The sequence below is a fragment of the Microbacterium sp. Y-01 genome, assembly GCF_003856715.1.
Classification (GTDB): Bacteria; Actinomycetota; Actinomycetes; order Actinomycetales; family Microbacteriaceae; genus Microbacterium; species Microbacterium algeriense.
Map to the genome: position 1 here is coordinate 1,863,973 of NZ_CP024170.1, position 24,331 is coordinate 1,888,303.

At 69.9% G+C, this 24,331-nt stretch carries 23 protein-coding genes and 1 tRNA gene; 2 read left to right on the forward strand and 22 right to left on the reverse strand.

Features of this window, described 5'->3' with window-relative positions; genetic code table 11:
• The first annotated feature begins 8 nt into the window (after positions 1-8).
• Positions 9-437 carry a hotdog fold thioesterase gene (locus CSX12_RS08775; protein WP_017202125.1) on the forward strand — a complete coding sequence of 143 codons (429 nt, stop codon included), beginning with the start codon at positions 9-11 and terminating at the stop codon, positions 435-437.
• Here CSX12_RS08775 and CSX12_RS08780 read toward each other — a convergent pair.
• Both CSX12_RS08780 and CSX12_RS08785 read right to left on the reverse strand, forming a co-directional pair.
• Positions 412-975 carry a GNAT family protein gene (locus CSX12_RS08780; protein ID WP_124895540.1) on the reverse strand — a complete coding sequence of 188 codons (564 nt, stop codon included), beginning with the start codon at positions 973-975 and terminating at the stop codon, positions 412-414. The two genes, CSX12_RS08775 and CSX12_RS08780, sit on opposite strands and share 26 nt — an antisense overlap.
• Positions 976-979: 4 nt before the next feature.
• Positions 980-1,600 carry a response regulator gene (locus CSX12_RS08785; protein WP_017202127.1) on the reverse strand — a complete coding sequence of 207 codons (621 nt, stop codon included), beginning with the start codon at positions 1,598-1,600 and terminating at the stop codon, positions 980-982.
• Positions 1,601-1,700: 100 nt separating this feature from the next.
• On the opposite strand from CSX12_RS08785, the gene CSX12_RS08790 reads away from it, so the two are divergent.
• A tRNA-Leu gene (locus tag CSX12_RS08790) sits at positions 1,701-1,786 on the forward strand.
• Between the two features lie 15 nt (positions 1,787-1,801).
• Here the strand turns inward: CSX12_RS08790 and CSX12_RS08795 are convergent.
• The 20 genes from CSX12_RS08795 to metK all read right to left on the reverse strand — a co-directional run bounded on the left by CSX12_RS08795 (position 1,802) and on the right by metK (position 24,324).
• Positions 1,802-2,395, reverse strand: coding sequence for an alpha/beta hydrolase (locus CSX12_RS08795; RefSeq protein ID WP_241160593.1), 594 nt, complete (start codon positions 2,393-2,395; stop codon positions 1,802-1,804).
• 59 nt (positions 2,396-2,454) lie between these two features.
• Positions 2,455-3,261: an alpha/beta hydrolase gene (locus CSX12_RS08800; protein WP_124895542.1), complete on the reverse strand. Its 807-nt coding sequence runs from the start codon at positions 3,259-3,261 to the stop codon at positions 2,455-2,457.
• 107 nt (positions 3,262-3,368) lie between these two features.
• A complete protein-coding gene (gene pyk, locus CSX12_RS08805) occupies positions 3,369-4,817 on the reverse strand; it encodes a pyruvate kinase (protein WP_017202130.1) in 1,449 nt (482 codons plus the stop codon).
• Positions 4,818-4,873: 56 nt separating this feature from the next.
• Positions 4,874-6,340: a glutamate synthase subunit beta gene (locus tag CSX12_RS08810; protein ID WP_017202131.1), complete on the reverse strand. Its 1,467-nt coding sequence runs from the start codon at positions 6,338-6,340 to the stop codon at positions 4,874-4,876.
• Positions 6,333-10,856, reverse strand: coding sequence for a glutamate synthase large subunit (gene gltB / locus CSX12_RS08815; protein ID WP_124896851.1), 4,524 nt, complete (start codon positions 10,854-10,856; stop codon positions 6,333-6,335). Before gltB ends, CSX12_RS08810 begins: the two co-directional genes overlap by 8 nt.
• 143 nt (positions 10,857-10,999) lie before the next feature.
• Positions 11,000-12,028, reverse strand: a complete 1,029-nt coding sequence (gene lgt, locus CSX12_RS08820; protein ID WP_017202133.1) for a prolipoprotein diacylglyceryl transferase — start codon at positions 12,026-12,028, stop codon at positions 11,000-11,002.
• A 10-nt stretch (positions 12,029-12,038) separates the two neighbouring features.
• Positions 12,039-12,842 (reverse strand): tryptophan synthase subunit alpha, encoded by an 804-nt coding sequence (gene trpA / locus CSX12_RS08825; protein ID WP_017202134.1) that lies wholly within the window; start codon positions 12,840-12,842, stop codon positions 12,039-12,041.
• The gene (trpB, locus tag CSX12_RS08830) at positions 12,839-14,131 is read right to left on the reverse strand and encodes a tryptophan synthase subunit beta (RefSeq protein WP_206427158.1); all 1,293 of its coding nucleotides are present in this window, start codon (positions 14,129-14,131) and stop codon (positions 12,839-12,841) included. The genes trpA and trpB overlap by 4 nt, the downstream gene beginning before the upstream one ends.
• Complete coding sequence (gene trpC, locus CSX12_RS08835) at positions 14,131-14,904, reverse strand: indole-3-glycerol phosphate synthase TrpC (RefSeq protein WP_124895543.1); 774 nt, start codon at positions 14,902-14,904, stop codon at positions 14,131-14,133. The genes trpB and trpC overlap by 1 nt, the downstream gene beginning before the upstream one ends.
• The gene (locus tag CSX12_RS08840) at positions 14,904-15,134 is read right to left on the reverse strand and encodes an HGxxPAAW family protein (protein WP_017202137.1); all 231 of its coding nucleotides are present in this window, start codon (positions 15,132-15,134) and stop codon (positions 14,904-14,906) included. The genes trpC and CSX12_RS08840 overlap by 1 nt, the downstream gene beginning before the upstream one ends.
• A 47-nt stretch (positions 15,135-15,181) precedes the next feature.
• Entirely contained in the window at positions 15,182-15,769 is a 588-nt protein-coding gene (locus CSX12_RS08845; protein WP_124895544.1) for a Trp biosynthesis-associated membrane protein, read from the reverse strand.
• The gene (gene hisI, locus CSX12_RS08850) at positions 15,766-16,155 is read right to left on the reverse strand and encodes a phosphoribosyl-AMP cyclohydrolase (RefSeq protein ID WP_225855814.1); all 390 of its coding nucleotides are present in this window, start codon (positions 16,153-16,155) and stop codon (positions 15,766-15,768) included. The genes CSX12_RS08845 and hisI overlap by 4 nt, the downstream gene beginning before the upstream one ends.
• Entirely contained in the window at positions 16,152-16,913 is a 762-nt protein-coding gene (hisF, locus tag CSX12_RS08855; RefSeq protein WP_017202140.1) for an imidazole glycerol phosphate synthase subunit HisF, read from the reverse strand. Before hisF ends, hisI begins: the two co-directional genes overlap by 4 nt.
• Positions 16,913-17,755 carry an ATP phosphoribosyltransferase gene (gene hisG, locus CSX12_RS08860; RefSeq protein WP_017202141.1) on the reverse strand — a complete coding sequence of 281 codons (843 nt, stop codon included), beginning with the start codon at positions 17,753-17,755 and terminating at the stop codon, positions 16,913-16,915. Before hisG ends, hisF begins: the two co-directional genes overlap by 1 nt.
• A 38-nt stretch (positions 17,756-17,793) precedes the next feature.
• Entirely contained in the window at positions 17,794-18,057 is a 264-nt protein-coding gene (locus CSX12_RS08865) for a phosphoribosyl-ATP diphosphatase (RefSeq protein ID WP_017202142.1), read from the reverse strand.
• Positions 18,054-18,734 (reverse strand): ribulose-phosphate 3-epimerase, encoded by a 681-nt coding sequence (rpe, locus tag CSX12_RS08870; RefSeq protein ID WP_124895545.1) that lies wholly within the window; start codon positions 18,732-18,734, stop codon positions 18,054-18,056. Before rpe ends, CSX12_RS08865 begins: the two co-directional genes overlap by 4 nt.
• A 4-nt stretch (positions 18,735-18,738) precedes the next feature.
• Positions 18,739-20,220 carry a transcription antitermination factor NusB gene (locus CSX12_RS08875; RefSeq protein ID WP_124895546.1) on the reverse strand — a complete coding sequence of 494 codons (1,482 nt, stop codon included), beginning with the start codon at positions 20,218-20,220 and terminating at the stop codon, positions 18,739-18,741.
• On the reverse strand, positions 20,217-21,137 hold the full coding sequence (gene fmt / locus CSX12_RS08880; protein WP_124895547.1) for a methionyl-tRNA formyltransferase: 921 nt from the start codon (positions 21,135-21,137) through the stop codon (positions 20,217-20,219). Before fmt ends, CSX12_RS08875 begins: the two co-directional genes overlap by 4 nt.
• Before the next feature lie 18 nt (positions 21,138-21,155).
• Positions 21,156-23,114 (reverse strand): primosomal protein N', encoded by a 1,959-nt coding sequence (locus CSX12_RS08885; protein ID WP_124895548.1) that lies wholly within the window; start codon positions 23,112-23,114, stop codon positions 21,156-21,158.
• Positions 23,115-23,130: 16 nt separating this feature from the next.
• The gene (gene metK / locus CSX12_RS08890; RefSeq protein WP_124895549.1) at positions 23,131-24,324 is read right to left on the reverse strand and encodes a methionine adenosyltransferase; all 1,194 of its coding nucleotides are present in this window, start codon (positions 24,322-24,324) and stop codon (positions 23,131-23,133) included.
• Positions 24,325-24,331: the final 7 nt, after the last annotated feature.

Genomic DNA, 24,331 nt, shown 5'->3' on the forward strand with positions numbered 1-24,331 from the left:
GAGGATGCATGAGCGACGTCGCGACGAGCGAAGGACTCGACTGGGCCACGGCCCGCGGGATGGGCGCGCTGGCCGAGAAGATGGGCATGCAGTTCGTCGAGTTCAGCGTCGACCGCTGTGTGGCGACCATGCCGGTCGAGGGCAACACCCAGCCGGTCGGACTGATGCACGGCGGTGCGTATGTGGTGCTGGGCGAGTCGCTCGGATCGATGGCGGCGAACCTGCACGCCGGCGAAGGACGCCTCGCGGTCGGCGTCGACATCAACGCCACGCACACCCGCTCCGCGACCTCCGGAGTCGTGACCGGCGTCTGCACGCCCGTCCACCTCGGGCGGAGCATCACGGTGCACGAGATCGTCGTGACCGACGATCAGGGCCGTCGCTGCTCCACGATCCGGATCACCAACATGATCAAGGACCTTCCCGCCGGGAGCTGAGCGGCTCCTCCAGCAGCAGCTGGAACAGCAGATGGTCCTGCCACTCCCCGGCGATGCGCAGGTACTTCGGTGCGAGGCCGATGCGCTCGAAGCCGTTCGCGGCGAGCACCCGCTGCGAGGCCAGGTTGTGCAGGAGCGTCGAGGCCTGCAGGCGGTGCAGCCCGAGCTCCTCGCGCGCGTGTGCGGCGACGAGGGCGACCGCACGACCCGCGAGCCCGCGCCGGGTCCTGGTGCGGTCGATCCAATAGCCGAGGTCAGCGCTCCAGAAGGCCCCGCGCACGATGTTGTTGAGATTCATCCGTCCGCGGATCTCGCCGTCGTCGGACTCGATCACGAAGCGCGCACCGCGCCCCGCGGCTGCATCGATCACGCACTGCTGGACGTGCCGCTCCTGCGACGCCTCGGTGAAGAAGCTCTCGTCCCTCGTGGGCTCCCAGGGAGCGAGGTGCTCGCGATTCGCGAGGTACGCCCGCGCGAGGGCCGCACCGTCTCCGGCGCGGACCGGCCGCAGGACGTGCTCCGCGTCGAGCCGCAGCACCGCTCTACTTCTTGGGCGCGAGCTGCTCGATGATCGCCTTCGCGACGTCCTGCATCGTCAGGCGGCGGTCCATGGACGCCTTCTGGATCCAGCGGAACGCCTCGGGCTCGCTGAGACCCATCTTCTCGTTCAGCAGGCCCTTGGCCCGATCGACGAGCTTGCGGGTCTCGAAGCGCTCGACCATGTCGGCGACCTCGGCCTCGAGCGTGATGATCTGCTCGTGGCGGGCCAGCGCGATCTCGATGGCGGGGAGGAGGTCGTTCGGCGTGAACGGCTTCACGACGTAAGCCAGCGCACCGGCCTCGCTCGCACGCTCGACGAGCTCCTTCTGGCTGAACGCCGTCAGCAGCACGACCGGGGCGATGTTGCCCTTGTGCAGCTTCTCGGCGGCGCTGATGCCGTCCAGCTGGGGCATCTTGACGTCCATGATGACGAGGTCGGGGCGCAGCTCGGTCGCCAGCGCCACGGCCGTCTCTCCGTCACCGGCCTCACCGACGACATCGAAGCCGTTGTCGCGGAGGATCTCGACGATGTCGAGACGGATCAGCGACTCGTCCTCGGCGACGACGACGCGTCGGGGTGCGGATGACGTGGGCTGTTCGGCCTGCTCTTCGTGCTCTGTCACAGGACCATCCTAGTGGAGCCGCCTGTCAGCGGGCCGTAGACCGCGCCACGCGCAGGATCCTGTTCGTCCCCTGCGCTACAGTCGTAGACGCGACACACGAGCCGGCGTGGCGGAATGGCAGACGCGGAGCACTCAAAATGCTTTGTCCGAAAGGGCGTGTGGGTTCGAGTCCCACCGCCGGCACCAGTGCCGTCGCGTCCATCACTGCTCCGCGAGAACCGCCAGCTCCGCGAGGACCCGGGGATTCGCGAGGATGCGGAAATGCCCTCCGGTCTCCAGCCGGACGTTCTTCGCCCCCGGCAGCTCGCTCCCCTCGGGGATGTGCGGATCGAACTCGGCGTAGATCGACACGATCCGCTCGTTGACGGTGCGCTGCCGAGCCAGGCCCACGATCGACGGGTCGTCAGGTGAGAAGGCGCGCAGAGTCCGGGAAAGCATCAGACGCGCATACCGGGAGCCGCCGAACGGCGTGGCGACCGCGAGCATCGCACGCACGCGCGCTCCGGCCGGTCCGGTCATGACGAGCTTGCCGGCGAGTCCGCCCTTGCTGTGCGCGACGAGGATCACGTCGGTGAGGTCGTGCTCCTCCAGGAACTCGGTGACGCTCTGAGCCATGTCGACCACGGGGCGCTGGTTGCGGCGCAGGGCGTCGACGACGTGCACGGCGTGTCCGCGCGCGTGCATGGCGGTCACCAGGGGCTGCAGGAACTTCCACGTCTCGTACACGCCGGGAAGCACGACGATGTCCGCCGCCGTGCCTGTCGAGAAGGTTCCGGGGTCCGTCCGGTCGAACACGGCCCGCACCTGCCAGTAGCCGGCATAGGCGTAGTCGGCCGCCCACCAGGCGAGTCGTCTCAGGAGTTCGATGTCGTCCTCCCCCGTCGGGTCCCGCCCGCCTCAGCCGACGCGGGCCACATCCCGTCCGTATGGGTCCGGATCGCGGCCGCCACCGTCTTCGGGGCGGACTCCTGCACCACGTGGTGATGACCGGGGATCTCGATGAGGCGCCCCACCCCCGCGGCATCGCGCAGCGACCGGCACCACGCCCGACCGGCCACGGGATCGGCTCCCCCGCGCATCACCAGCACCGGCATCGGGAGCGAACGGAGCCGGAGCTTCAGCGGATAGGCGAGCATGTGGCGCACCTGCAGCAGGTACCAGCGCGGACCGCAGCGCAGGTAGTCGGTGAACACGAGCGTGTTGATCCGCGGCGACTCCCCGAGCGTGTCGATGGCCAGAGCCCGCGCCTGCGCCCCGATCGTGCGATGCCGATCGTCGACGACGGGGCCGATCAGGACGACTGCGCGCACCTTCTCCGGTCGCTGCGACGCGGTCTCCACGACCCACTGAGCGCCCATCGAGTGTCCGACGAGCACCAGCTGCTCCTCCCCCAGCCCGGCGACCACCTCCGCCAGGCCGGCGGCCATGCGCACGACATCGAGGTCGGCAGGCGGCTTCGGGAGGCCGCCGAACCCCGGCAGATCCACCGACACGACCCTGGTCTCCCGCGCGAGCTCGCGATGCAGTCGGGTGAGGTAGCGGTGCGACATCCCGATGCCGTGCACCAGCACGATCGCCGGCGCCGTCGAACCCCAGGGACGCGAGCTCTCGGTCAGCGCGAACGTGAGTCCGGAGACGACGACCTGGCGGCGAGAGGGCATGACGGGAAAGCTACCCGAAGCGGACGACGCGCGGGAGCGGGTTGACGCGACCCTCCGGGTACGACAGAGGGGCGGAGCCGAAGCCCCGCCCCTCCGGACGCATCGCGTCAGACGCCCGCCTTGTAGATCGGCGCCGCGCCACGGATGGCGTCGCCGACCTTGTGCACGCGGAGGTCGTTCGTCGAGCCGACGATGCCGGGAGGGGATCCGGAGATCACGACGACCTTGTCCCCTTCCTCGGCGAGACCGTTCTGCAGCAGGTAGTCGTCCACCTGGTGGTACATGAGGTCGGTGTGCTGCACCATCTCGACCAGCGTGGAGCGGATGCCCCAGGTGAGCGCCATGCGGCGGCGGATGTCCGGCTCGGGCGTGAAGGCGATCATCGGGATGCGCGACCGCAGGCGCGAGAGACGACGAGCCGAGTCCCCCGACTGGGTGAACACGCACAGGAACTTGGCATCGACGAACTCGGCGACCTCGAGCGCCGCCAGAGTGATCGCGCCACCCTGGGTGCGCGGCTTCGTGGTGAGCGGCAGGATGCGCTCGAGCCCGTGCTCCTCGGTCGACTCGATGATGCGGGCCATGGTCTCGACGACCACGACCGGATAGTCCCCGACGCTGGTCTCGCCGGACAGCATCACGGCGTCCGCGCCGTCGAGGACGGCGTTGGCGACGTCCGAGGTCTCCGCACGCGTTGGGACCGGGCTGTTGATCATGGACTCGAGCATCTGCGTCGCGACGATGACCGGCTTCGCGTTGCGACGGGCCAGCTCCACGGCGCGCTTCTGCACGATCGGCACGGCCTCGAGCGGCAGCTCCACACCGAGGTCGCCACGGGCGACCATGATCGCGTCGAAGGCGTCGACGATCTCCTCGAGCGCGTCGACGGCCTGCGGCTTCTCGACCTTGGCGATCACGGGGACCTTGACGCCCTCTTCGGCCATGATCTCGTGCACACGGGTCACGTCGGCGGCGTTGCGCACGAAGGACAGGGCGATCAGGTCGGCGCCGATGCGCAGACCCCAGCGCAGGTCCTCCTCGTCCTTCTCGCTCAGAGCGGGCACGTTGACCGCGACGCCGGGCAGGTTGATGCCCTTGTTGTTGGACACGGCGCCGGCGACGACGACCCGGGTGGTGACCGTGACGCCGTCGGTCTCGACGACCTCCACGCGGACCTTGCCGTCGTCGATCAGGAGGAAGTCTCCCGGCTTGACGTCGTTCGGCAGTCCCTTGAACGTGGTTCCGGAGATCTCCTTGTTCCCGATGATGTCCTCGGTGGTGATCTTGAAGATGTCGCCCTTGGCGAGCTCGTACGGGCCGCCCTCGAACTTGCCGAGGCGGATCTTCGGTCCCTGCAGGTCGACGAGGATCGCGACGGCACGGCCGGCGTCGTCGGCCGCACGACGCACGTTGGCGTAGTTGTTCTCGTGCACGGAGTAGTCACCGTGGCTGAGGTTCAGGCGGGCGACGTCCACCCCCGCATCGATCAGTGCGCGCACCGTCTCATAGGTGGAGGTGGCGGGGCCCAGGGTGGCGACGATTTTCGCGCGTCTCAAAGATTGCTCCAGGGTAGAAGTGGGGGATGTAATCAGGCGACGGTGCCGGCCTCAGCCTACGCGGGCTGGAGTCCGATCGCGACATCGCTGGGGCGCACCGGCTCCGGAAGCACGGTCGTGCCCATGAGGAACCGGTCGACGTTGGCGGCGGCCGCGCGGCCCTCGGCGATGGCCCAGACGATGAGCGACTGGCCGCGCCCTGCGTCTCCGGCGACGAACACGCCGGGGACGGTCGACTCGTACGACGCGTCGCGCCGGAACGAACCGCGCTCGGTCACCTGCGGACGCGTGTCCTCGGTGTACCCGTCCTGCTCCGGGCCGGTGAAGCCCATCGCGATCAGGACGAGGTCCGCGGGGATCTCGCGCTCGGTGCCGCTCTTCGGGACCCGACGTCCGTCCACGTACTCGGTCTCGGCCACGCGCAGAGCGCGGACCTCTCCGACCTCGTTCGCGAGGAACTCGACCGTGGACGCGAGGAACACCCGCTCCCCGCCCTCCTCGTGCGCGGAGGAGACCTCGAAGAGGGTCGGCATCATCGGCCACGGCTGGTGGTCAGGACGCGCGTCCCCCGGCTGCTTGCCGATCGCGAGGTTGGTCACGCTGAGCGCGCCCTGTCGGTGCGCCGTGCCGATGCAGTCCGCACCGGTGTCGCCGCCGCCGATCACGATGACGTGCTTACCCTCGGCCGTGATCTGGTCGGGCACCTTGTCCCCCGCGACCGCGTGGTTGGACTCGACCAGGTACTCCATGGCGAAGTGGACGCCGTCCAGGTCGCGTCCGGGGATCGAGAGATCCCGCGGGACGGTCGAGCCCGTGGCGATGACGACCGCGTCGTAGCGGGCGCGCAGGTCGGGCCAGGAGATGTCCTTGCCGATCTCGACGCCGGCGCGGAAGCGCGTGCCCTCCTCCTGCATCTGGCGAAGACGCGACTCCAGCTGGGCCTTCTCCATCTTGAAGTCGGGGATGCCGTAGCGGAGCAGCCCGCCGATCCGGTCGTCGCGCTCGAAGACGGCGACGGTGTGCCCCGCGCGCGTCAGCTGCTGCGCGGCGGCGAGCCCGGCAGGACCCGATCCGACGACGGCGACCGTCTTGCCGGTGAGGCGCTCCGGCGGCTCCGGCTCGACCCAGCCCTTGGCGAAGGCCTCATCGATGATGGAGACCTCGACCTGCTTGATCGTGACCGGCGGCTGGTTGATGCCGAGGACGCACGAGCTCTCGCAGGGCGCCGGGCACAGCCGCCCGGTGAACTCCGGGAAGTTGTTCGTGGCATGCAGCCGCTCGATGGCGGCGCGTCCTTCGCCGCGCCAGGTCAGATCGTTCCACTCCGGGATCAGGTTGCCCAGGGGGCATCCCTGATGGCAGAACGGCACGCCGCAGTCCATGCAGCGCCCTGCCTGACGGCGGAGGACCTGCTTGTCGCCCGGCTCGTAGACCTCTTTCCAGTCCATGATGCGCACCGGCACCGGACGTCGTGCGGGAAGCTCCCGCTCGGTCACCTTCAGAAAGCCTTTGGGATCAGCCACCGGTCACCTCCAGGATGCGGTTCCACACGATGTCGCCGTCGGGGTCGATCCCCTCGGCCAGCGCCTCCTCGCGCATGCTCCGCACAGCGGCGAAGTCGCGAGGGAGCACCTTCACGAACTCGGACGCGCTCTCCTCGAAGCTCTCCAGGAGAGCGGAGCCGCGCGGTGAGGCGGTGCGCTCGACGTGCGTGAGCAGCAGGCTCCGCAGCACCTCGAGGTCCGCGCGGTCGAGCCGTTCGAGCCGGAGCTCTCCACTGCCGAGCGACTGCGCGTTGACCTTGCTCGGGTCGAGCGCGTGCACGTACGCCACTCCCCCGGACATGCCGGCGCCGAAGTTGCGACCGGTCGAGCCGAGGATGACAGCCAGGCCACCGGTCATGTACTCGAGCGCATGGTCTCCCACGCCCTCCACGACCGCGGTGGCACCCGAGTTGCGCACGAGGAATCGCTCACCGACGACGCCGGACAGGAACATCGTCCCCGAGGTCGCCCCGTATCCGATCACATTGCCGGCGATGACGTTCTCGTGCGGCGCGATCGACGACCCGCGCGGCGGACGGACCGTGATGTCGCCACCGGAGAGGCCCTTGCCGACGTAGTCGTTCGCATCGCCCTCGAGCCGCAGGATGATGCCGGGCGGCAGGAACGCGCCGAGCGACTGCCCGGCGGTCCCGTGCAGCGTGACGTCGATCGTTCCCTGCGGCAGACCTGTCGCACCGTGGCGGGAGGTCACCTGGTGGCCGAGCATGGTGCCGACGGCGCGCTCGGTGTTCGCGATCGGCAGCTCGACGACCACGGGTTCGGCGTTCAGCAGGGCGCTCTTGGCGATGTCGATCAGCTGCACGTCGAAGTGCTTCTCGAGCTCGTGATCCTGCGACCGGGCGTTGCGACGCGCCTCGCCGGCCGGGAATGCCGGACCCTCCAGCACGGGGCTCAGGTCGAGTCCCTCGGCCTTCCAGTGCTCGACCGCGGCGTCGACCTCGATGAGGTCCGCGCGGCCGATGATCTCGTCGAGGGAGCGGTACCCGAGCTCGGACAGCAGCTCGCGCACCTCCTCGGCGATGAACTCCATGAAGTTCACGACGAACTCGGGCTTGCCCGTGAACCGGTCGCGCAGGACCGGGTTCTGGGTGGCGACACCGACCGGGCACGTGTCCAGGTGGCACACGCGCATCATGATGCAGCCGCTGACCACGAGCGGAGCGGTCGCGAAACCGAACTCCTCCGCTCCGAGCAGGGCGCCGATGACGACGTCGCGGCCGGTCTTGAGCTGACCGTCGACCTGTACAACGACGCGGTCGCGCATCCCGTTGAGCATGAGCGTCTGCTGCGTCTCCGCGAGACCCAGCTCCCAGGGGGTGCCGGCGTGCTTGAGCGAGTTCAGCGGGCTCGCACCCGTGCCCCCGTCGTGGCCGGACACCAGGATCACGTCGCTGAGCGCCTTGGCGACGCCTGCGGAGACCGCGCCGATACCGGACTGGCTGACCAGCTTGGTGTGGATGCGCGCCTCGGGGTTCGCGCGCTTCAGGTCGAAGATGAGCTGCTTGAGGTCTTCGATCGAGTAGATGTCGTGATGCGGCGGCGGCGAGATGAGTCCGACGCCCGCCGTGGCGTGGCGGGTCCGCGCGACCCAGGGGTACACCTTCGTCGGCGGCAGTTGACCGCCCTCACCGGGCTTGGCACCCTGCGCGAGCTTGATCTGGATGTCGTCCGCCTCGGTGAGATACAGGCTCGTGACGCCGAACCGTCCGGACGCCACCTGTTTGATCGCGCTGCGCCGCTCGGGGTCGACCAGCCGGTCGGGGTCTTCGCCGCCCTCACCGGTGTTGGACTTGCCGCCGATGCGGTTCATCGCGATCGCCAGCGTCTCGTGCGCCTCCTTCGAGATCGAGCCGTAGCTCATGGCTCCGGTCGAGAAGCGCTTGACGATCGCCGACACCGGTTCGACCTCGTCCAGCGGGACGGGCTTGCGGGTGCCGGTGCGCAGCTGGAAGAGGCCGCGCAGCGTCTTCAGCTCCGCCGCCTGCTCGTCCACGAGCCTGGTGTACTCGCGGAAGATGTCGTACCGGCGGGTGCGGGTCGAGTGCTGCAGCTTGAACACCGTCTCCGGGTTGAACAGGTGCGGCGAGCCGTCACGACGCCACTGGTACTCGCCGCCGGTCCAGAGCCGCTCGTGCGCGCGTGCCGCGGCGTCCTCCGGATAGGCGTAGTCGTGGCGCGCCTGGTTCTCGGCGAAGATCTCCTCGATCCCGATGCCGCCGAGCTTGGACTCGGTGCGCGTGAAGTAGGCGTCGATGAACTCCTGGCTGAGACCGATCGCCTCGAACACCTGGGCTCCCGCATACGACGACACGGTCGAGATGCCCATCTTCGACATGATCTTCAGCACGCCCTTGCCGAGCGCGTAGATCAGGTTCTTGACGGCCTTCTCCGGCGAGATGCCGGTGATGTAGCCGGTGCGCACGAGGTGCTCCACCGTCTCCATCGCGAGATACGGGTTCACCGCGGAGGCGCCGTAGCCGATCAGCGTCGCGACGTGGTGGACCTCGCGCACGTCTCCGGCCTCGACGATCAGACCGACCTTCATCCGGTTCTCACGGCGGATGAGGTGGTGGTGGATCGCGGAGACCATGAGCAGCGACGGGATCGGGACGAGATCCTTGTTCGAGTCGCGGTCGGACAGGATGATGAACTCCGCGCCGTCCTCGATGGCCTGATCGACCTCGGCGCACATCTCGTCCAAGCGGCCGGCGAGAGTCTGGGGGCCGGCGTCGAAGTGGTACAGACCACGGATCGTCGCACTCGACCTTCCCGGCATCGCCTTGTCGATGTGCCGGATCTTCGCGAGCTCGTCGTTGTCGATCACGGGGAAGTCGAGCGACACCGTGCGTGTGTGCTCGGGACCCCAGGACAGCAGGTTGCTCTCCGGCCCAAGACCGAGCTTGAGGCTGGTGACGACCTCTTCGCGGATCGAGTCGAGCGGCGGGTTCGTCACCTGCGCGAACTGCTGGGTGAAGTAGTCGAACAGCAGCCGTGGACGCTTGCTGAGCACGGCGATCGGCGTGTCGGACCCCATCGCGCCGAGCGGCTCGACACCCGTCTGCCCCATCGGGGTCAGCAGGATGCGCACCTCCTCCTCCGTGTAGCCGAAGGTGCGCTGACGACGCGTGATGGATGCGGGCGGGTGCACGATGTGCTCGCGCTCCGGGAGGTCGGCGAGCCGCACGGCGCCGGCGTCGAGCCATTCCTGCCAGGGGTGCATCGTCGACAGCTCGCGCTTGATCTCCTCGTCCTCGACGATGCGACGCTGCGAGGTGTCGACCAGGAACATCTTGCCCGGCTGCAGCCGACCCCGGCGCTTGATGCGCTCCGGCTCGAAGTGCAGGACTCCGGTCTCGGAGCCGATCACGACGAGGCCGTCGGTCGTCTCGGTCCAGCGCCCCGGGCGCAGACCGTTGCGGTCGAGGGTCGCGCCGACGAGGGTGCCGTCGGTGAAGATGAGGGCGGCCGGACCGTCCCACGGCTCCATCTGGTTGGAGTGGTACTCGTAGAACGAGCGCAGCTCGGGCGTGATGTCCGCCTGCTTCTCGTAGGCCTCGGGGACCATCATCATGATGGCGTGCGGCAGGCTGCGCCCGGTGAGCGTCAGCAGCTCCAGCACCTCGTCGAACGAGGCGGAGTCGCTCGCACCGTCGGTGCAGATCGGCAGCAGCGGCGTGATGTCGCCGAGCAGCTCGGACTCGAGCTGGGACTGTCGCGCCCGCATCCAGTTGCGGTTCCCGCCGACCGTGTTGATCTCACCGTTGTGCGCGAGCATCCGCAGCGGCTGCGCGAGCGGCCACGACGGAAAGGTGTTCGTCGAGTAGCGGGAGTGGACGACGGCCAGCTCGGAGGCGAAGCGCTCATCCTGCAGGTCGGGGTAGAACGGCTCCAACTGGAGCGTCGTGACCATGCCCTTGTAGCCGAGGGTGCGGCTCGACAGGGAGACGAAGTAGGCGCCGAGCTCGTGGCCGGCGCGCTTGCGCAGGCGATAGGCGACGCGGTCGAGGGCGATCCCGGTGAGCGGGGCCTCGGAGTGCGTGGATCCGCCGGCGCTGACGAACAGCTGCTCGAAGGCGGGACGGGCCTCATCGGCCAGCTTGCCCAGGTTCTCGTTGGCCGTGGGCACTTCGCGCCAACCGAGGACCCGGAGCCCCTCGGAGCGGGCGATCTTCTCGATGCCGGCCTTCTGCTGGCGGCGCTCGCTCGAGTCGCGAGGCAGGAAGGCGAGTCCTGCGGCGTACTCCCCCACGGGCGGCAGTTCGTAGCCGGTGACCGCGCGGAGGAAATCGTCGGGCATCTGGGTCAGGATGCCAGCACCGTCTCCGGTGCCCGCGTCGGAGCCGATGGCCCCGCGGTGTTCCAGGTTGCGCAGGGCCTCGAGGGCCAGCGCGATGATGTCGTGCCCGGCTTCGCCGCGCAGCGTCGCGACCATGGCCAGGCCGCAGGCGTCCTTCTCGAACGCCGGGTTGTACATGCCCTGCTTCGGGGGGTATGCGCCGGAGGCGCCGTAAGGGGGCTGGAAGTACACCAGTTACCGTCCTCAGATCTTCGAGTGAAACCCGGGGACGTCGTCGGCCCGCTCGTTCAGTGCAATGGTTCTCCCGCCGCGAGGCGGCGTTATCGGGAGCCGTCCTCGCTCGTGGGAGCAGTGCTTGTGGCGGTGGCTCCTGCGGTGACTTCATCGGTCGGAGGCTCGCTCACGTCCACGAAATCAGAGGGATTGTCCTGCGATTGTACATCAGCGTCGGACAGGGTCTTCTCACGCCCGGGCTGGTACGGCGAGGGCTCGAGCCCGGGGTGGCGCCGCGTCTGGACGATCAGGATCACGATGCCGACCACGACGCCGAGGATCGCTGCCCACACGTTGCTGCGCAGGCCGAGGATGATCTCGCTCGGGTCGATGCGGATCGACTCCCAGACGATGCGTCCGGCGCTGTACCAGATGAGGTAGACCGCGAACAGACGCCCCCACTGGAAGAAGAGCTTGCGTCCCAGCCACAGCAGCACGAGCACCCCGAGACCGTTCCAGAGGACCTCGTAGAGGAAGGTCGGGTGGAACAGGGTGCCCTCGGGAAGACCGGGAGGGAAGGCGGAGTTGTCCGAGGGGATCTCCAGCCCCCAGGGCAGGTCGGTCGGCAGGCCGAAGAGCTCTTTGTTGAACCAGTTGCCGAAACGGCCCATGGCCTGGGCGAGCAGGAGTCCGGGCGCGAGTGCGTCCGCGAAGGTCCAGAAGCGGATGCCCGTCCAGCGGCAGCCCAGGTACGCGCCGATCGCGCCGCCGATCAGGGCGCCGAAGATCGCGATGCCGCCCTCCCAGATGGCCCACACCGAGCCCGGCTCGAACGGGTTCCAGGTGTTCCTGCCCTCGCCGAAGTAGAAGTTCGGGTGGGTGAGCACGTGGAAGATGCGCGCGCCGATGATCGCCAGCGGCACGGCCAGGATCGAGATGTCGATCACGACCCACGGCTCCGCCCCGCGCTTGGTGAGGCGTCGGTTGGTCAGCAGCGTCGCCGCGATGATGCCGGCGATGATGCACAGCGCGTAGATGTGGATGCGGATGCCGGGCCACACGTCGAAGTAGGAGACGGGCGGGCTCGGGATGCTGGCGAGCACGCCGGTGACGGTGCTGTGGAGCGCGAGTGACATGAGTGCGATTCTAGTTCTCGGTATCGGGGCGTGCCGACGCGGTGCCGGCGGCCAAGGTTCGGGTGACGTCGGCGAGGGCTTCCACCCCGCCGTCGCGGAGGGCACGGACCAGCGCGGTTCCGACGATCGCGCCGTCGGCGTACTCGGAGACGCCGGCGATCTGCTCGGCGGTGGAGATCCCGATGCCCACACAGGCCCGTCGGGCTCCGTGCGCGCGCAGGCGACCGACGAGGGTGCGGGCGGCGCGGTCGAGTTCGGCCCGCTCCCCGGTGATGCCCATGGTCGAGACCGTGTAGACGAACCCGGTGGACGACTTCACCACCAGATCGAGGCGTTCATCCGACGAGGTGGGGGCGGCGAGGAACACGCGGTCCAGGCCGGTCCGCTCGCTGGCGGCGATCCACTCCGCCGCCGCGTCCGGCGTGATGTCCGGCGTGATGAGTCCGGCTCCCCCGGCGGCGAGCAGATCGTCGGCGTAGCGGTCGACGCCGTACTGCATCACGGGGTTCCAGTACGTCATGACGAGGACCGGGACGTCGGTCGCCGCCGTGATCGCGCGGATCGCGGTGAACAGATCGGCCATCCGGAATCCCGCGGCGAGAGCCTTGGTCGTCGCCTCCTGGATGATCGCGCCGTCCATCACCGGGTCGCTGTACGGCGGGCCCAGCTCGATGATGTCGACGCCGTTCTCCGCGAGGGCGATCGCCGCCTGGATGCTCGTCTCCAGGTCGGGGAAGCCGACAGGGAGGTAGCCGACGAAGGCGCTGCGACCGGCGTCCTGCGCCTTCTGGATCGCCTGTTCGATGCGGCTCACAGCTGCGGCTCCCCCTTGGATGCCGACTCCTCGGCGTCGCTCTCCTCGGACACGTCGTGCGCGAGAGCGGCCTCGTCGTAGAGCTCGAAGTACCGAGCGGCGGTGTCCATGTCCTTGTCTCCGCGACCCGAGAGGCAGACGGCAATCAGACCGTCCGGCCCGAGCTCCCGGCCGATCCGGAGCGCTCCGGCGAGGGCGTGGGCGGACTCGATCGCGGGGATGATCCCCTCGGTCCGGCTGAGCAGACGCAGCGCCTGCATCGCCTCGTCGTCGGTCGCCGGGATGTACTGGGCGCGTCCGATGTCGGCCAGCCACGAGTGCTCGGGGCCGACGCCGGGATAGTCGAGACCGGCGGAGATCGAGTGCGACTCGATGGTCTGGCCGTCCGCGTCCTGCAGCACGTAGGTCTTCGCGCCGTGCAGGACACCGGGGCGTCCGCGCTCGATCGACGCCGCGTGCTTCTCGGTGTCGACGCCGTCACCGGCAGCCTCGACGCCGTAGAGCGCGACGCCCTCGTCGTCGAGGAAGGCATCGAACATGCCGATGGCGTTGGAGCCGCCGCCCACACAGGCGACGACCGCGTCGGGAAGGCGTCCGACCTCGTCGAGCAGCTGCGCCCTGGCCTCTTCGCCGATGATCTTCTGGAAGTCGCGGACCATCGCCGGGAAGGGGTGCGGGCCGGCCGCCGTGCCGAAGATGTAGTTCGTTGTCTCGACGGATGCCACCCAGTCGCGGTACGCGTCGTTGATCGCGTCCTTGAGCGTGCGGGACCCGGAGGTGACCGCCACGACCTCGGCGCCGAGCAGCCGCATCCGGGCGACGTTGAGCGCCTGACGCTCGGTGTCGACCTCGCCCATGTAGATCGTGCAGTCGAGCCCGAACAGCGCGGCGGCGGTCGCCGTCGCGACGCCGTGCTGACCGGCGCCGGTCTCGGCGATCACCCGCGTCTTGCCCAGGCGCTTGGTGAGCAGCGCCTGGCCCAGGACGTTGTTGATCTTGTGGGATCCGGTGTGGTTCAGATCCTCGCGCTTGAGGAAGATCCGGGCGCCGCCCGCGTGCTCCGCGAAACGCGGGACCTCGGTGATCGCCGAGGGGCGCCCCGCGTACGACGACAGCAGATGAGCGAGCTCGCCGCGGAACGCCGGATCGACGATGGCGTCCTCGTAGGCGGCTGTCAGCTCGTCGATCGCCGCGATCAGGGATTCGGGCATGTACCGCCCGCCGAATTCGCCGAAGAAGGGTCCGTGCTGATCGCGCAGACTCACCTCGCCGTGGTCGGTGGATCGCATCATGCCTCCAGGAAGCTCTTGAGGGTGGCGACGGGATCGCCCGTGACCAGGGCCTCGCCGATCAGGACGACGTCGGCTCCGGCCGAGCGGTAGTGCGTGACGTCGGCGGGTGTGAGCACCGCGGACTCGGCGATCTTGATCGCGGTGTCCGGGATGCGCTCGACCAGTCGCCCGAACAGATCGCGGTCGAGCTCGAGCGTCTTCAGGTCGCGCGCGTTCACGCCGATCAGGGGGGCGCCGAGGTCGATCGCCGCCTCGAGCTCATCGGCGGAGTGCGTCTCGACGAGCGGGGTCATGCCCAGCTCGGTGATGAAGCCGAACAGGTCCCGCAGGACGGCCGGTTCGATGCCCGCCACGATGAGCAGCACCAGGTCGGCTCCGGCCGCGCGGGCCTCCAGCACCTGGTAGCGGGTCGCGATGAAGTCCTTGCGCAGGACAGGCAGCGAGACGCGGGCGGTGACGGCTTCCAGGTCGGCGAGGCTGCCGCCGAAGCGGCGCTCCTCGGTCAGGACGCTGATCGCGGAGGCACCGCCGATCTCGTACAGAGACGCCTGCAGCGCGGGATCGGGGATCTCCGCGAGAGCACCGCGGGAGGGAGAGGCGCGCTTCACCTCGGCGATGATCTTCACGCGATCGGCCGGTGCGAGGGCGGCGAGGGCGTCCTTCGCGGCAGGACGCGCGAGCGCCTGCCTCTCGACATCGGCCAGCGGGCGCGTCAGAGCACGACGCTCGGCGTCTGCGACTGCGCCGGCCGTCAGGTCGGCGAGGACCATTAGTGCGCCTTCGGAGCGTACTTCGGACCCTTCACGCCGTAACCGGCCTTGGAAAGCACCCAGCCCACGATCGCGCCGATCGGGATGAGGGCGACGGACACCCAGACGAGAGCCGGCTGCTCGAAGCAGAACGCCACGGTCGCCGCCGCGAAGCCGACGAGCATGATGATGACGGCGGTCCAGGCTGCAGGCGAGTGTCCGTGGCCGGGGTCGGCGATGGGGTTGGTCATGTTCTCCTCCGGGGGACGGCGTGCAGTTCGGGTTCAGTCTATCGGGGTCAGCGCGTGGGATCGGTTCCGCGCGACAGCTCGTCCCAGGAATCGACCGCATCGACGGGGCCGTCGTGCGGCGTCTCGGCATGATCGGTGCGGTACCGTCGCCCGCCGGCCTTCCACCCGCGCCAGGTCACCAGCACCAGGATGGCGGCGGCGAGCAGGATCACCCAGCCCCCGAGCGCGATGTACGGCCACGCGGAGGGGACGATCGAGGCGACGACCTCGTGCGTGGCGTCGCTCCCGGCCAGACCGGTGACCTCCGTCACGGTCGCGGCGACCGCATCGAACGGTTCGGCGATCAGCAGCTGCAGCGTCGACCAGCCCAGGAACAGGGCGGTCGCCGCCGCGAGCACGCCGAAGACGAGGCGCACCGCCTTGCCGGCGATGGACATCGCGGCGCCGAGCGCCAGCACCGCGAGACTCAGCGGGGCGAGGAGCACCAGGGCGGAGGCTCCGGGCACCAGGATCGCCTCGCCCGCGTCGACCCGTTCGACCGTGAGCCACGTCTGCGTCGACGAGATGATGCCGATGGCACCCGCCAGGAGAAACCCGGAGACCGAGAGCGCGCGGCCGCGCCGAGCGATGGTCATGGCTGATCCGTCCCCTCGACCGCACCCAGGTCGGTCGTGTCGAAGCAGGTGCGCGTGCCCGTGTGGCAGGCAGGACCGGTCTGGGCGACCAGCAGCAGGATCGCATCGCCGTCGCAGTCGAGACGCGCCTCGTGCACCACCTGGATGTGCCCGGACGTGTCGCCCTTGCGCCAGTACTCCCGGCGCGAACGCGACCAGTACGTGGCTCGCCCGGACGTGAGGGTGCGCCGCAGCGCCTCCTGATCCACCCAGGCGAGCATCAGCACCTCGCGCGTGTCCCACTGCTGCACGATCACCGGGGCGAGGCCGTCGGCATTGAACGCGACCTGTGCGATGCGCTCCTCCACGGAGCCGGCCGGATCCTCGGACATGTCCTTCGCGTTCATCGGACCACCACACCTTCCGCGCGGAGCGCGTCTTTGACGTCGCCGACCGTGAGCGCCCCCGTGTGGAACACACTCGCGGCGAGCACCGCATCCGCGCCGGCCTTGATCGCGGGCGCGAAGTCCGCGGCGCGACCGGCTCCGCCTGAGGCGATGACGGGCACGGAGGCCGCCTCGCGCATGAGACGCACGAGTTCGAGGTCGAACCCGTCGCGCGTGCCGTCCGCGTCGATCGAGTTCACGAGGAGCTCTCCCGCGCCGCGCTCGGCCGCCTCGCGGGCCCAGTCCAGCGCATCCAGCGTGGTCTGGGTCCGACCGCCGTGCGTCGTGACGACGAATCCGGAGTGCGTGGTCGGCGCGCGCTTCACGTCGAGCGACAGCACGAGCACCTGCGCACCGAAGCGATCCGCGATCTCGCCGATCAGCTCGGGGCGCGCGATCGCCGCGGAGTTCACCCCGACCTTGTCCGCCCCGACGGAGAGCAGGCGGGCGACGTCGTCGACGCTGCGCACTCCCCCGCCGACGGTCAGCGGCACGAAGACCTGCTCGGCGGTGCGCTGCACGACGTCGTACGTCGTGGCTCTGGCATCGACCGTCGCGGTCACGTCGAGGAAGGTGATCTCGTCCGCGCCCTGCGCGGCATAGTGCCTGGCCAGTTCGACGGGGTCGCCCATGTCGCGCAGGTTCTCGAAGTTGACGCCCTTGACGACGCGGCCCTCAGCCACGTCCAGACACGGGATGACGCGGCTGGCGAGCGTCATCACAGCCTCGCGTTGTGGATCGCGGTGACGAGGATCGCCCGCGCGCCGAGCGCGTAGAGGGCGTCCATCACCGGATTGACCCGCGCGCGGGCCACCATGACGCGGACGGCGACCCATTCCGGATCGCGCAGCGGAGACACGGTCGGCGACTCCACGCCCCCCGCGATCTTCACGGCGTCGTCGAGGAGAGCGACAGGGAGGTCGTAGTCGATCATCACGTACCGGCGGGCGACCATGACGCCGCGCAGACGACGCAGCAGCGTCTCGGCTCCGTCGGCGTCCGCGGGGCCGGCGATCAGGACGGCCTCGGACTCGAGGATCACGGGGCCGAACACCTCGAGGCCCGCCTGCCGGAGCGTCGTCCCCGTCTCCACGACGTCGGCGACCGCATCGGCGACGCCCAGCTGCACGGCGGACTCCACGGCGCCGTCGAGGGGCACCAGATCGACGGCGATGCCGCGCTGATCCAGGAAGGCGTCCACGAGGCCGGGATACGAGGTCGCGATGCGCAGGCCGTCGAGCTCCTGCACATCGGTGTAGCGCCCGGTGGGCGCCGCGAACCGGAACGTGGAGCCGGCGAAGCCGAGCGCCTCGATCTCCCTGGCACCGGGCATCCGCGCGTCCAGCAGCAGGTCACGACCCGTGATGCCGACATCGATCGCGCCGGAGCCGACGTAGGTGGCGATGTCCTTGGGACGGAGGAAGAAGAACTCGACGTCGTTCTCGGCGTCGATCACATGGAGGGTCTTCGGGTCGCGTCTACCGGCGTAGCCGGCCTCGGCGAGCATGTCGGCGGCGGTCTCGGAGAGCGAGCCCTTGTTGGGAACGGCGATGCGCAGCATGGATGGCTTTCAGTTCGAGGAGATCGGAACGGAGCGCATCACAGATGTCGGTAGACGTCCTGCAGGCTGAGCCCCTTCGCGAGCATCATCACCTGCACGTGGTACAGCAGCTGCGAGATCTCCTCCGCGGCCGCCTCGTCGGACTCGTACTCCGAGGCCATCCACACCTCGGCGGCCTCTTCCACGATCTTCTTGCCGATCGTGTGCACGCCGCCGTCGAGCTCCGCCACGGTCCCCGATCCCTCAGGACGGGTCTCGGCCTTGACGCTGAGCTCGGCGAACAGCTCGTCGAAAGTCTTCACGATTCCAGGCTAGCGGCTCTGGCGAGGTCTCTGAGCCGGGAGACGGCCGCCTCGACGTCGTCGGCGCCGTAGATCGCCGAACCCGCCACGAACGTGTCGGCCCCTGCCTCGGCGGCCATCCCGATCGTGCGGTCGGAGATCCCGCCGTCGACCTGCAACCAGACCTGCGACCCCCGCCGCTTGGCCTCCTCGGCGAGAGCGCGCAGCTTGGGCATCGTCTCCGGCATGAATCCCTGCCCGCCGAAACCGGGCTCGACCGTCATCACGAGGATCTGGTCGAACTCGTCGAGGACCTGATAGAGCCCCTCGACAGGTGTCGCCGGTTTGACGGCGACACCGGCCCTGGAGCCGATGTCCCGGAGCCGTCGCGCGAGGGACACGGGATCGGCGGCTGCCTCGAGATGGAACGTCACGCTCGCGGCTCCGAGCTCCGCGTAGTCCGGCGCCCAGCGCTCGGGATCGGTGATCATCAGGTGGACGTCCAGCGGGATGGGGCTGGTCGCCTGGATCCGCTCGACCATCTGCGTGCCGAAGGTGAGGTTGGGCACGAAGTGGTTGTCCATGACGTCGACGTGCGCGAAGTCCGCCGTCGCGATGCGGGCGAGGTCGGCCTGCATGTTCACGAAGTCGGCGGCGAGGATGCTGGGGTTGATGCGCGGGGCGGGGGGCAGTTCCACGGTCCTAGTCTTCCTTCCCTGAGGCGTTCACGGGCTCGACGCGCTTGAGCAGCGCCAGGAACATCGCATCGGTGCCGTGGCGATGCGGCCACAGCTGCGCGCTGCCGGTGCCGGCGCGGCCTTCGTCCGCCAGATCGATCGGCGAGCGGGAGACGTCGGCGATCGTGGCGCGCGCGTCGAGCTCGACGATGTCGGAGCGGCCGCGGAGCACCTCCTGCACCACGCCGGTGGTCTCCGCGAGATGAGGCGAGCACGTCACGTAGGCGACGATCCCGCCCGGGGCGAGCGCGTCGAGGGCCGCGGACAGCAGGTCGGTCTGCAGCGGCACCAGCTCGGCGACATCGGCCGGCGATTTCCGCCACCGCGCTTCCGGGCGCCGTCGCAGCGCACCCAGACCGGTGCAGGGGGCATCGACGAGGATCCGGTCGAACTCGCCGGGGAGAGAAGCAGCGAGCTCGCGACCGTCCTGCTCGTGCACGACGATCTCACCGGGGACGGCGCGCAGAGCCTTGCGGACGAGACGCGCGCGCACCGGGACGATCTCGTTCGCCTCGAGAGTCGCACCGTGCTGCCGGGCGATCGCGGCCAGCAGCGCCGTCTTCCCACCCGGCCCGGCACAGAGATCGAGCCACCGCTCCCCTGCGCCGATCGGGGAGGCTGCCGTCAGCGCCAGCGCGACCAGCTGGGATCCTTCGTCCTGCACCCGGATCGTGCCGCCGGAGGCCTCGACCGGGCCGCGGGGGTCCCCGCCGGGCGACGCGAAGGCCGTCGGAGCATACGGGAGCCGGGGCTCTCCCGGGTCGGCGAGACCAGGAAGTGCGACGAGAGTCACCTCGGGCGAGGCGTTGTCGGCTTCGAGCAGCGACTCCAGCTCCTCGCCGCGCCCTTCGGCGGTCAGTGCCCGACGCAGGGCCCTGATGACCCAGACCGGATGCGCGGAGCGGAGGGCCAGACGCTCGTCATCGGACCGCGCCTGATCCTCGATGCGGGCCTGCCAGCTCTGCTCCGAGTCCCGCGTGATGCGGCGGAGGACGGCGTTCGTGAAGCTCGCGGCACCCCGTCCGGACACCGTCGCGACGAGGTTCACCGACTCGTTCACCGCCGCATGCGGGGCCACGCGCGTCGCGAGCAGCTGATGCACGGCGAGGCGCAGCGCGTCGAGGACGGCCGGATCGATGCTGTCGGTCGTGCGGTCGGCCGCCGCGGCGATGATCGCGTCGTACGTCCCCAGCCGCCGCAGCGTCCCATAGGTGAACTCGGTCGCCAATGCGGCATCCTGTGCGTTCAGGCGCGCCTCGGCGATGGCCGGCGGAAGCACGAGGTTCGCGTAGGCATCCGTCTCCGACACAGCCCGCAGCACGTCGAAGGCGACGCGTCGAGCCGGCTGGACCGTGCGGGTCTGGCCGCGCTGCTCCGCGCGTCGTCCTTCATGGGTCTTCCGTCCCTGCGCCCGAGGCGCTCGGCGTGTCCGGTCTTCGTCGCTCATGATCCCGCCCTCAGGTCGTCCGCGCCGCGCTGACCACGCCACCAGTCGACCGCGTTCATCGCCGCACGGCCGGCCGGCTGGACCCGCGTCACCGCGAGCGGTCCGGATGCGGTGCCGATCAGCACGGCCGACTTCGTCCCGCTGAGCTGCCCGGGAGCGAGCGGCTCCGCATCCGCTGCCGGCGCGGCTTCGAGCACCTTCAGGGACTGCCCGCCCACCGTCGTGTGCGCGCCCGGCTCCGGCGTGACGCCGCGGAACCGCGCGTACACGGCGGTGAGCGGCAGGTTCCAGTCCAGGAGGCCGTCGCCGTGGGAGAGCTTGCCGGCGAACGTCGGCTCTCCCGTCTGCGGCGCAGCTGCCGCTGTGCCGTCGGCGATCGCGGCGACCACATCGGCGGTGAGGTCCGCGCCGTCGGCGGCGAGGATCTCGAGGGCCTCCCCGGCGGTGGCCGTGTCCGGGACCGCGACGACCCGCCGAGCGAAAACGTCACCGGCATCGAGCTCGGCGACGAGCTGGAAGACGCTCGCACCCAGCTCGCGGTCGCCCGCGATCAGGGCGCGCTGCACGGGAGCGGCGCCTCGCCACGCCGGCAGCAACGAGAAGTGCAGGTTGATCCAGCCGGAAGCGGGCACGGAGAGCAGGGGCTCACGGACCAGCCCGCCGTAGGCGACGATGACCCCCAGATCCGGCTGCAGCGCCGCGATCTCCGCCGTCGCGGCGTCGTCGAGCCGCGCCGTCCTGATGATCGGCAGGCCGAGTTCGACGGCGGCCTGCGCCACGGGCGACGGCGTCAGCACGCGCTTGCGGCCGAGCGGCGCATCGGGGCGCGTCACGACGGCGACGATCTCGTGAAGCGTGGCCAGACGGCGGAGGGTGGGCACGGCAGCAGCGGGCGTGCCGGCGAAGACGAGGCGCATGAAGGTTCTCCGGAAGGGTCAGAGCTCTGGATCGAGGATATCGAGACGAACCGAGAGAGTGCTCTTCGTCGCGCGGCCGCGCGCTCGCCGGCCGCTCACGGCTTCCGCGACGACGGCGGCGCGCAGCGCTGTCGCCACCCGGGGGCCCGCGCCGTAGTCGAACCGCACGAGAGCCCGCACCCGCGGGGGCACGTCGTCGGAGTCGACGGGGACGGGACCGAGCACGGCGTCCGGAGGGAGGCTGAGCTCGTCGAGGGCCGCGAGAGCCCGACCGACCGCGGGCACCGAGCCCTGCACGAGCGCGACCCTGGTCGTCGGCGGCATGTGCAGCGGCGCCCTGCTCTCGAGCTCCGAGCGGGCGTAGGCGGACTGATTCCACGTCGCCAGCGCCTTCGCGACCGCGCCGTTCACGCCGACCAGGTGGATCGGCGCTCCCGGGGCCGCGAGAGCAGCCGCGTTCGACCACCAGCGCAGGCACGACTCGCCGATCCGCAGGTCAGGGGCTTGCAGCATACGGGGACCGTCGAGCAGCACCACCGCGCGGTATCCGCCCTCGGCGAGCGGCTCCGCTCCCCTGGTCGCGACCACGAGTGCGGGCTTGCCGCCCACGCGCTCGACGGGATGCGCGCCGTCGGCGACGATCACGCGCACGCCGGGGAACGCCCGTCCCAGCTCGTCCGCGGTGCGTTCACTCCCCGACGATGCGAGGCGGACCTTCGTGGAGGAGCACACGGGGCAGGACCAGGAGCTCGCGCCGCGTCCGCACCACCCGCAGACGGGCACGGCTCCACGGTGTCGGGCGCCCAACGGGCCGCCGCAGTGCGCACACCGCGCCGGCGCCCGGCACTCCGCGCACACCAGGGAAGGCGCGAAACCAGGACGGGACACCTGGATGAGGACGGGCCCCTCGGCCGCGGCGTTGCGAGCGGCGAGGAAGGCCGAGGATGGCATGCGCTGGGCGGTCGGCTGCTCCATCTCCTGCGGAGTGCTCAGCAATACGCGCGGGAGGATACGACGCGCCGCCCTGACGTCGCGCAGCCACCCGATCTCCACCAGACGCTCCACCTCGGTCGTGCGGGTGTGCCCCGCGAACAGCAGCGCCGAGCCCTCGAGCTCCCGGCGGACGAGTGCGGCATCACGCGCGTGGACGTACGGAGCGAGCGGCTCGCCGAGCAGCGAGTCGCCGTCGTCCCAGATCGCCACCAGACCCGCACGCACGGGAGCGTAAACCGCGGACCGGTTGCCGACGACGATGCACGGCGCATCCTCGAGGGTGCGCAGGAAGGCGCGGTAGCGGTCCGGATTCGTCTGGCGGGAGTCGTGCCGAACGATCGCCTCGGCCGGGACGAGCGACGCGAGAGCGGCGAGCAGACGGTCCAGATCGCGATGATCCGGCACCACGAGGATCGACGACTTCCCCGCAGCGAGCATGCGCGCCGCCGTGGCTCCGAGCAGGCGCGTCCAGCCAGGCACGTCGTCGGAGAGCTGCGGGATCGCCTCGACGGCCGCACGACCGCCCTCGTCGAGCACCTCGTCCAGCCCGTCGTACGTGCCGGTGATCTCTGCGGCTGCCGCGAGTGCGTCCACAGAGGGGACGACCGCGGACGCGTCCGCGGTCCAGGCTTTCTCGACGCGAACCTGGCGTTTGGGGATCACGAGCCGGAGAACGTCCGACGCCGAGCCGGCCGCCCGATCCGCGACCCGCCGGGCGAGGGTGTGCAGGCGCTCCGGGAGCACGGGCACGGGCGACACCACGCTCTCGAGCTCGGACAGGGGGCGGTCCGCATCGTCCTCTGTGTCGATGTCGACGATGTAGCCGTCGATCACCCGTCCGGCCGTGCGCAGCGGGACGCGCACGCGCACGCCGCGATCCACCTCGCCGAGCTCGGCGGGAAGCGCGTAGTCGAACAGACGGTCGAGCTGCGGCAGGGGCGAATCGAGGAGCACGCGCGCGATGCGCCGGCTCTCCGGGGACATCAGGACCGCGGCCCCATCAGAGCCCGGCAGCGCGGCGCAGCTCTTCGATGCGGTCGGTGCGCTCCCAGGTGAAGTCCGGCAGCTCGCGTCCGAAATGACCGTACGCGGCGGTCTGGGCGTAGATCGGGCGCAGGAGGTCGAGCTGCTCGATGATCGCCTGCGGACGCAGGTCGAACACCTCGGTGATCGCGCGTGTGATGGCCTCGTCGGACACCTTGCCGGTGCCGAACGTCTCGACGTAGAGCCCGACGGGACGCGCGACGCCGATCGCGTAGGCGACCTGCACCTCGAGCCGGTCGGCGAGCCCCGCGGCCACCGCGTTCTTCGCGACCCAGCGTGTCGCGTAGGCGCCGGAGCGGTCGACCTTCGACGGGTCCTTGCCGCTGAAGGCGCCGCCGCCGTGACGTGCCGCACCGCCGTAGGTGTCGATGATGATCTTGCGCCCGGTGAGTCCGGCGTCTCCCTTGGGACCGCCCGTGACGAAGGGTCCCGCGGGGTTGATGTAGTAGGTGACGTCGGCGAGGTCGAGGCCGGTCGTCTCGAGCACGGGATCGATCACGTGCTCGCGCACCTGCGCCTGCAGCTCGCTCTGCGAGATGTCGGGATGGTGCTGGGTGGAGACGACGACCGCGTCGATGGTCTTCGGTGTGAAGCCCTCGTAGCCCAGTGTCACCTGGGTCTTGCCGTCCGGACGAAGGAAGGGCAGCGCTCCGCTGCGGCGCACCTCTGTCAGCCGCTCCGCGATGCGGTGGGCCGTCCACGCCGCCATCGGCATCAACTGCGGGGTCTCGTTGGTCGCGAAGCCGAACATGATGCCCTGGTCTCCGGCGCCGAGGCCGTCGAGCGGGTCGACGGATGAGCCGTCGCGGTGCTCCTGCGCGCTGTCGACCCCGTGCGCGATGTCGGTCGACTGCTCCCCCACCGAGACGCTGACGCCGCAGGAGTCACCGTCGAAGCCGGTCTCGCTCGACGTGTAGCCGATGCCGTTCACGACCTGTCGGACGATCGTGGGGATGTCGACGTATGCGTCCGTGCGGATCTCACCGGCGACGTGAACGAGTCCGGTGGTGACCAGCGTCTCCACGGCGACGCGAGAACCGCGGTCCTTGGCCAGGAGTCCGTCGAGGATGCTGTCCGAGATCTGGTCGCAGATCTTGTCCGGGTGCCCTTCGGTGACGGACTCGGACGTGAACAGACGCAGGGCGCTCATCGGTACT

What these genes read in the sequence shown, in the direction of transcription:
- lgt (WP_017202133.1), bottom strand. Translation starts at nt 12,028, where the DNA reads ATGTCACTCGCGCTCCACAGCACCGTCACCGGCGTGCTCGCCAGCATC.
- hisI (WP_225855814.1), bottom strand. Translation starts at nt 16,155, where the DNA reads ATGAACGCGAAGGACATGTCCGAGGATCCGGCCGGCTCCGTGGAGGAG.
- fmt (WP_124895547.1), bottom strand. Translation starts at nt 21,137, where the DNA reads ATGCGCCTCGTCTTCGCCGGCACGCCCGCTGCTGCCGTGCCCACCCTC.
- CSX12_RS08875 (WP_124895546.1), bottom strand. Translation starts at nt 20,220, where the DNA reads ATGAGCGACGAAGACCGGACACGCCGAGCGCCTCGGGCGCAGGGACGG.
- CSX12_RS08845 (WP_124895544.1), bottom strand. Translation starts at nt 15,769, where the DNA reads ATGACCATCGCTCGGCGCGGCCGCGCGCTCTCGGTCTCCGGGTTTCTC.
- metK (WP_124895549.1), bottom strand. Translation starts at nt 24,324, where the DNA reads ATGAGCGCCCTGCGTCTGTTCACGTCCGAGTCCGTCACCGAAGGGCAC.
- CSX12_RS08885 (WP_124895548.1), bottom strand. Translation starts at nt 23,114, where the DNA reads ATGTCCCCGGAGAGCCGGCGCATCGCGCGCGTGCTCCTCGATTCGCCC.
- CSX12_RS08775 (WP_017202125.1), top strand. Translation starts at nt 9, where the DNA reads ATGAGCGACGTCGCGACGAGCGAAGGACTCGACTGGGCCACGGCCCGC.
- CSX12_RS08840 (WP_017202137.1), bottom strand. Translation starts at nt 15,134, where the DNA reads ATGACCAACCCCATCGCCGACCCCGGCCACGGACACTCGCCTGCAGCC.
- CSX12_RS08800 (WP_124895542.1), bottom strand. Translation starts at nt 3,261, where the DNA reads ATGCCCTCTCGCCGCCAGGTCGTCGTCTCCGGACTCACGTTCGCGCTG.
- hisG (WP_017202141.1), bottom strand. Translation starts at nt 17,755, where the DNA reads ATGCTGCGCATCGCCGTTCCCAACAAGGGCTCGCTCTCCGAGACCGCC.
- trpB (WP_206427158.1), bottom strand. Translation starts at nt 14,131, where the DNA reads ATGCGATCCACCGACCACGGCGAGGTGAGTCTGCGCGATCAGCACGGA.
- hisF (WP_017202140.1), bottom strand. Translation starts at nt 16,913, where the DNA reads ATGACGCTCGCCAGCCGCGTCATCCCGTGTCTGGACGTGGCTGAGGGC.
- gltB (WP_124896851.1), bottom strand. Translation starts at nt 10,856, where the DNA reads ATGTACAACCCGGCGTTCGAGAAGGACGCCTGCGGCCTGGCCATGGTC.
- trpC (WP_124895543.1), bottom strand. Translation starts at nt 14,904, where the DNA reads ATGGTCCTCGCCGACCTGACGGCCGGCGCAGTCGCAGACGCCGAGCGT.